The organism is Noviherbaspirillum sp. (genome assembly GCF_035627455.1).
Classification (GTDB): Bacteria; Pseudomonadota; Gammaproteobacteria; order Burkholderiales; family Burkholderiaceae_D; genus Noviherbaspirillum.
In genome coordinates this window covers 43,318-50,408 of record NZ_DASPLS010000039.1, presented here as the reverse complement: position 1 = coordinate 50,408, position 7,091 = coordinate 43,318, and the positions used below count along the sequence as shown (strand labels likewise).

9 protein-coding genes are annotated in these 7,091 nt (G+C 64.4%); 4 read left to right on the top strand and 5 right to left on the bottom strand.

The features are described 5' to 3' along the window. From VEC01_RS07495 to VEC01_RS07485, 3 genes are all read left to right on the top strand, one after another. The coding region (locus VEC01_RS07495; RefSeq protein WP_324900183.1) for a hypothetical protein at positions 1-138 on the top strand (138 nt) is incomplete at its 5' end. Between the two features lie 8 nt (positions 139-146). After that, entirely contained in the window at positions 147-782 is a 636-nt protein-coding gene (locus tag VEC01_RS07490) for a Crp/Fnr family transcriptional regulator (protein WP_324900179.1), read from the top strand. A 70-nt stretch (positions 783-852) separates the two neighbouring features. Next, a complete protein-coding gene (locus VEC01_RS07485; protein WP_324900178.1) occupies positions 853-1,260 on the top strand; it encodes a hypothetical protein in 408 nt (135 codons plus the stop codon). Positions 1,261-1,278: 18 nt separating this feature from the next. On the opposite strand, the gene pyrE is transcribed toward VEC01_RS07485, so the two are convergent. Next, entirely contained in the window at positions 1,279-1,944 is a 666-nt protein-coding gene (gene pyrE, locus VEC01_RS07480) for an orotate phosphoribosyltransferase (protein WP_324900177.1), read from the bottom strand. Between the two features lie 153 nt (positions 1,945-2,097). Here pyrE and VEC01_RS07475 point away from each other — a divergent pair, with 153 nt between their 5' ends. Next, positions 2,098-2,895, top strand: a complete 798-nt coding sequence (locus tag VEC01_RS07475; RefSeq protein WP_324900176.1) for an exodeoxyribonuclease III — start codon at positions 2,098-2,100, stop codon at positions 2,893-2,895. A gap of 6 nt (positions 2,896-2,901) precedes the next feature. On the opposite strand, the gene VEC01_RS07470 is transcribed toward VEC01_RS07475, so the two are convergent. From VEC01_RS07470 to metX, 4 genes are all read right to left on the bottom strand, one after another. Continuing rightward, complete coding sequence (locus tag VEC01_RS07470) at positions 2,902-3,798, bottom strand: M48 family metallopeptidase (RefSeq protein ID WP_324900175.1); 897 nt, start codon at positions 3,796-3,798, stop codon at positions 2,902-2,904. Between the two features lie 54 nt (positions 3,799-3,852). Then, positions 3,853-5,151, bottom strand: coding sequence for an AmpG family muropeptide MFS transporter (locus tag VEC01_RS07465; RefSeq protein WP_324900174.1), 1,299 nt, complete (start codon positions 5,149-5,151; stop codon positions 3,853-3,855). Positions 5,152-5,292: 141 nt separating this feature from the next. Continuing rightward, positions 5,293-5,904, bottom strand: coding sequence for a methionine biosynthesis protein MetW (gene metW, locus VEC01_RS07460; RefSeq protein ID WP_324900173.1), 612 nt, complete (start codon positions 5,902-5,904; stop codon positions 5,293-5,295). Then, positions 5,901-7,046 carry a homoserine O-succinyltransferase MetX gene (gene metX, locus VEC01_RS07455; protein ID WP_324900172.1) on the bottom strand — a complete coding sequence of 382 codons (1,146 nt, stop codon included), beginning with the start codon at positions 7,044-7,046 and terminating at the stop codon, positions 5,901-5,903. The genes metW and metX overlap by 4 nt, the downstream gene beginning before the upstream one ends. Positions 7,047-7,091: the final 45 nt, after the last annotated feature.

Genomic DNA, 7,091 nt, shown 5'->3' with positions numbered 1-7,091 from the left:
GCGAAGTCGGTCGAGGAATACCGATCCGGCAAGGAAAAGGCATTTAACGCGATCATCGGCCAGGCGATGAAGGCGACCAAGGGCAAGGCGAATCCGGCGCAGCTGACCGAGCTGCTGAAGAAGAAACTGGCTGCGTAAGCGCCCCGATGGGTGCCTCCCCGCCGGCAATGGACAAGGCGCTGCCGCGTTGCACCGAAAGGGCGGCGGCGTCGGGGCCGCTGCTCATGCGGGCGCTGCAGATCGAGGACCGGGACACCGCAGCCCTGTTCGACGGACTTCTTGCGGCGCGCATCTACGAGAAGGGCGAGACGCTGCTTCGCCAGGGAGAAATCTGGAAGCAGGCATTCCTGATCGAACAGGGCCTGGTCCGGATGCATGTCGTGCGCGGCGACGGCAAGGAGTTCAACAAGAACTTCCATGCGGAAGGCGCGCTCATCTTCCCGCTGACGCATGAGATGGAATCGCAGGCGTCGCTGTTTGCGATCTCGGCGCTGGAGCGCACGGTGGCGTGGCAGGCGCGCGTCGAGGATTTCCGGACGGCGCTGTCGGCGCAAGGCATGTGGGAGCCGCTGCGCGCACGGCTGCTCGCCGGCCTGGTCACGCAGAAACTGCAACGCGAACACGACCTGCTCGTGCTTGACGGCGGCGCCCGCTACCGGCAGCTCTGCGCAAGCCAGCCGTCGCTGGCCGCGCGCATTCCCCTGTTCCAACTGGCCAGTTTCCTGGGGCTCACCGACGTGTCCCTGTCGAGAATCCGCCGCCGGATCAAGGCCGGACGCTGATCATTTGTTAAGGCACGGGGCCTTCCCGGCGTCTAGCATGGGCTGTCACCACATCAGAAAGGGACAGGTCATGAAACTGCGTCAGACACCGCATCTTGCCACTGCATGCATGGCCGGCCTGCTTCTGCTGGCCATCGTCATGTTCGTTGCCATGCTGGTCGGGAAGGAGCCGCACCCGCCGAGCGCGCGCGGGCCGTACCTGGGCGCCATCGCGGCGCTCGCAATCGCCAGTTTGTGGCTGCTGCTGGCGCGCGAGCGCGCCGGCATCTGGACCGGATTGGCGACCTTTATCGCCTTCGTGCCGTCGGTCGGGGTGCACAAGATGTGGACCGAACCCGCCGCGCAGGCGCTGGCGCCGTTGATCCTGGTCGGCAGCCTGTTCGTTTGCACCGGCATCGTCACGCTTGTGCGCAGCGGGTTCGGCAAGCCGCGGGACGAGCCCGGCCCCGAAGCGGCGCGCGCGGTGAACCTGCGGTGATGCAAGCCCTGGGATGCGCTACGCCACGCCGTAGCGGCTCCGGTAAGCGGCGACCGCATCCTTGTAGCGCGCCAGGTCCGGGTTGGCGCCTGCCTTCGAAATATATTCCAGCAAATCGGCGAGGTTGCCGATCGATACCACCGGCATGCCGTAGGCGTTGGTGACTTCCTGCACCGCGGAGTGTTCGGACAACGCGCCGTCCTTGCCGGATTTTTCCATCCGGTCGAGCGCGATCAGCACGGCGCACGGGGTGGCGCCGGCGGCGCGGATCAGGTCGACCGACTCGCGCACCGAGGTGCCGGCGGAAATCACGTCGTCGATGATCACCACCTTGCCCTGCAGCTTCGCGCCCACCATCGTGCCGCCTTCGCCATGGTCCTTTGCCTCTTTCCGGTTGTACGCGAACGGCACGTTGCGCCCTTTCTGCGCAAGCGCGACCGAGGTCGCGGCGGCCAGCGTAATCCCCTTGTACGCGGGGCCGAACAGCATGTCGAATTCGACGCCGGAATCGAGCAGCGTCTGTGCGTAGAAGTCGGCCAGCCGGCCGAGCGTCGCGCCGTCGTTGAACAGGCCGGCATTGAAGAAGTAAGGCGAGGTGCGGCCCGCCTTGGTGATGAATTCGCCGAAACGCAGCACGCCGGCATTGACGGAAAACTCGATGAATTCCTGGCGCAGGTTACTCAAGATGTCCTCGACATGAATAATTTGACAACCGGCGCAGGCGCCGGGCAAGCTGGCATTGTAATGGCAACCACATCCGGCGCCACCATTCCGGCAGCCACAATTTTCCTTCCAATCGGGTATGCTAGCCGCTCGTTTTTCTTGCCCCTCCAAACCATGCTCAAGATTGTCTCCGCCAACCTCAACGGCATCCGCTCCGCCGCGAAAAAGGGCTTTTTCGACTGGATGGCAGCGCAGGACGCGCACTTCGTCTGCGTGCAGGAACTGAAGGCGCAGGCGGCCGACATGACACCGCAGTTCCTCGTGCCCGGCAGCTACCAGGGCCATTTCCACTATGCGGAGAAGAAGGGCTATTCGGGCGTCGGCATCTATTCGAAGTTTGCGCCGGACGCGGTCCGGACCGGTTTCGGCTGCCCGGAATTCGACGCGGAAGGACGCTATGTGCAGTGCGACTTCGGCAACTTGTCGGTGATCTCGGTGTATTGCCCGTCCGGCTCCTCCGGCGAGGAGCGGCAGCAGGCGAAATTCCGCTTCATGGAGGTGTTCCTGCCGCACCTGCAAGCGCTGCGCGCCTGCGGCCGGGAAGTGGTGCTGTGCGGCGACTGGAACATCGCGCACAAGGAAATCGACCTGAAGAACTGGAAGAGCAACCAGAAGAACTCCGGCTTCCTGCCGGAGGAACGGGCGTGGATGTCGCGCGTGCTGGGCGAGGCCGGCTGGGTCGATGTGTACCGGACGCTGCATCCGGAAACGACCGGCGACGCCTACACCTGGTGGAGCAACCGCGGCCAGGCCTGGGCGAACAACGTCGGATGGCGCATCGACTACCACATCTCCACGCCCGGGCTTGCCGCCAAGGCGAGCAAGGCCGCCGTCTACAAGGACCAGCGCTTCTCGGACCACGCGCCGCTGACCATCGAGTACGCCGGCGCGTCGGCCTTCCTCGGCAGCTGACCCGCGTCAAGGGACAGGCGCGATCGTCTTCACATTGCTGGTGTAGGGCGGCAGCTTCGACTGCGGCAGCCCCTTGACCTTCGCGTACAGCGGCATCACGGCCGGCATGTGCTTCTGCATCTCCGCAATGCGGGTCTTGCCCGCGGGGTGCGTGGACAGCCATTCGAGCGGCGCGCCCCGGCTGACCTTGCTCATTTTCTGCCAGAGCGCCACGCCGGCGCGCGGGTCGTAGCCGGCACGGGCGACAATGTCCAGGCCGACCAGGTCGGCTTCGGTTTCATCGCCGCGAGAGAATTTCAGGATCGCCAGGTTGGCGCCGACGCCGGCCGCGGTGTCGGTGAGGTTGGGATCGATGCCCAGCAGGGCGGACAGGCCGAAGCCAAGCAGCTTGGCGCCGGCATTGGTGACGCTGGACTTTGCCAGCCGCTCGCGGCCGTGTTCGCGCAGCGCATGCGCGATTTCATGCCCCATCACCACCGCCACTTCATCGTCGGTCAGCTTCAGGTCGCTGAGGATGCCGCTGAAAAAGCCGATTTTTCCGCCTGGCATGCAGAAGGCATTGACCTGATCGACGTCGAACAGATTGACTTCCCATTTCCAGTCAGTGGCCGCCGGGTTCCAGCGTTGCGCATGCGGGATGAGTTTTTTGGCGATGGTGCGCAGGCGCTGCACCTGCGGATGGTCTTCCGGCAGCAACGCGCCCTGCTGCCCGGCCTGCTGCTTCAGTGCAACATACTGCTGCAAGGCTGCCGCCTCCAGCTCCCCCTCGGGCACGAGCTTGCGCAGCGGCGACATCTTTTCGACCTTGACGCCATCCGGACTGACTTCGTCCTTCGCGTTTGCCACAGGCGCGGCCGCGGCGAGCGAAAATACCGCGAGCAGAATCGGAATCAATTGTTTCATGGCCAGCCCTTTCCGTAGGGTCACGCGGGCATGCCGATCGCCCGCAACGCGTCATTATCTCCCAGCCGCGTCCCCTTCCAGCCGGACGCGCGGCAGGAGCCAGAAATACAGTGCCACGGCGGGTACGATCGCCAGCGTGGTAATCCAGAAATACGGCGCGTAACCAACCGCCTCCACGATGCGGCCGGAATAAAATCCCAGCACCTTTCCGGGCAGCGTGATCAGCGAACTGAACAGCGCGTACTGGGTGGCGGTGTAACGCTGGTTTACCAATGCCGACAGGTAGGCCACCGCAGTGGTTCCCAACAGCCCTTGCGCCAGGTTTTCCCCGGAAATGACCAGGGTCAGCATGCGGATATCGCCGCCGGCGCCGATCAGTGCCAGGTAAAGCAAGTTGCTTGCCGCGCCGAGCACGATGCCCGCCAGCAGCGCCCGCTCCACACCCCAGCGCGCCACTGCAACGCCGCCGAGAAAGGCGCCGCCAATGCCCACCCAGATGCCGTAAACCTTGGAAACGGCAGCGATCTGTGTCTTGGTGAAACCCTGGTCCAGGTAGAAAGGCCCCATGATGCCGCCGACCAGCGCCTGGTCCGAGACCTTGAAAAGCAGAATGAAGAGCAGGATCAGCAGCCCGACGCGGCCGCCGAAACGGCGGAAGAAGTCGGCAAACGGCTCGACCACGCCCTCGCGCAGGCCCTCCCCCCAGCTCTGCGCCCTGACGCGCAGCACATCCGGCTCGCGCGCCATCAGGTTGACGACGATCGGGATCAGCATGCAAAGCGCCATCACCCGGTACACGTTCGGCCACACCGTGTAATCGGCCAGCACCAGCGCCAGCGCGCCGGTGACGATCAGGGCGAGCCGGTAGCCGAGCGAATAGGTGGCCACCAGCGCGCCCTGCGCCTCGACCGGCGCGATCTCGATACGATAGGCATCTACCGCGATGTCCATGGTGGCGCCGGCGAAGGCGACCATCAGCGTCAGTCCGACGAACAGCCCGAGCTGCGACGGCGTGATCGACGCCATCGCGCCGAGGCCGGCCATGACCAGCACCTGAGCCAGCAGCAGCCAGCTGCGGCGCTGGCCGAGCCGTCCCAGCAGCGGCAGGTGCAAACGGTCGATCAGCGGCGCCCACAGGAACTTGAAGGAATACGCCAGCCCGGCGCTGGCGATCATCGTGATGTCCTTGAGGGTGATGCCGTTTTCCTTCAGCCAGTAGGCGAGCGTGCCGGCCACCAGCAGGAACGGCAACCCGGACGCGAAGCCGAAGAAGAACATGGTCCATGCGGACGGGTGCAGGAAGGCGTCGCGGATGCGCGTTCCCGCCTTGTGATCTTCTTCTTTTTTGCTCATCCGGCTATTCCAGGTTGGCGGTTTCCAGCCGGGCAGCAGGATGCCGGCGCGGCTCAGGCAGACGGCCGCGCGCTGCATTATGCGGCGGCCGGGCTGTGGTCAGGTCATCGATGCGCCCGCCGGCGTGAAGCGGCGGGGCCATCATGCAGCGATCTTTTTACGGAGTCGGAACACGGCAAGGCTGCCGCGCCAGTTCGGCAGGAACGTAACAGGCTTTCCATCCTGCAACGCAACACATTCGAGCACTTCGAGTCCCACCCGGTTCGCAAGTTCCTCAAAATCCTTGATCGTGGCGCAACGCACGTTGGGCGTGTCGTACCATTCGTAGGGAAGCGATTTCGACACCGGCATGCGCCCGCGCAGCAGCGCCAGGCGGTGTGGCCAATGTGCAAAGTTGGGGAAGGATACGATCGCTTCGCGCCCCACCCGTGCGATATCGGCAAGGATGCCTTCGACGTTCTTCATCATCTGCAGCGCCGACAGGCAGAGCACGGTGTCGAAGGCATTATCGACAAACATTGCCAGCCCCGCCTCCAGGTCCTGCTGGATCACCGACACGCCACGGTTGACGCACAGCGGGATCTTGCCGTCATCGATTTCGACGCCGTAGCCGAGGCAGCGCTTGTCCGACTGCAAATACTCCAGCATCACGCCGTCGCCGCAGCCCAGGTCGAGCACATGCGATTCATTGCGCACCCAGTGCGCGATGAACGCGAGATCGGGACGGTGGGTAATCAGTTCGCGGAAGTTCATGCGCGTCCCCCGTTCATGTCATGCCAGATGCGGTCGTAATAGGATTTCACCACTGTCATGTAGCGCGGGTCTTCCAGCAGGAAGGCGTCGTGGCCGTGCGGCGCGTCGATTTCCGCGTAGCTCACGCGGCGCTTGTTCTTCACCAGCGCCTGCACGATTTCGCGGCTGCGCTCCGGGGAAAAGCGCCAGTCGGTGGTAAACGACACCAGCAGGAATTCCGAGCGGGTGCCGGCGAGCGCGGCGGCGAGATCGTCGCCATGCCCGCGCGCCGGGTCGAAATAATCGAGCGCCTTGGTGATCAGCAGATAAGTATTGGCATCGAAGTATTCCGAAAACTTGTCGCCCTGGTAGCGCAGGTAGGACTCGATCTCGAAGTCGATGCCGTAGCCGAACTGGAAATCGCCGTTGCGCAGGGAACGGCCGAATTTCTCAGCCATGCTGTCGTCCGACAGATAGGTGATGTGGCCGACCATGCGCGCCACCCGCAGCCCGCGCCGCGGCACCACGCCATGCGCATAGTAGTCGCCGCCGTGGAAGTCGGGATCGGTCAGGATCGCCTGACGCGCGACGTCGTTGAACGCGATGTTCTGCGCGGAGAGCTTGGGCGTGGATGCGATCACGATGCTGTGACGCACCCGTTCCGGGAAGATGATGCTCCATGCGAGCGCCTGCATGCCGCCGAGCGAGCCGCCCATCACCGCGGCGAACTGCCCGATGCCGAGGCGGTCGGCCAGCCTTGCCTGCGCCAGTACCCAGTCCTCCACCGTCACCACCGGGAAATCGGCGCCGTAGGGCTTGCCGGTGGCCGGATTGATGTGCATCGGCCCGGTCGAACCGAAACAGGAGCCGGGATTGTTGACGCCGATGACGAAGAAGCGGTTGGTATCCACCGGCTTGCCCGGCCCGACCATGTTGTCCCACCAGCCGACATTCCTGCTGCCGTCCACGCCCTCGTACACGCCGGCGACGTGATGCGACGCGTTCAGCGCATGGCAGATCAGCACCGCGTTGGAGCGGTCGGCGTTGAGTGTGCCGTAGGTTTCGTACATCAATGTGTAATCGGACAGCGAGGCGCCGCTGCGCAGCGGCAGCGGCTCCGGGAAATGCATCGACTGCGGCGAAACGATTCCGATGGTTGACATAGGTATCCGGAAAGCGGCGGCCGCCCTGCATGCAGAGCCGGCGCC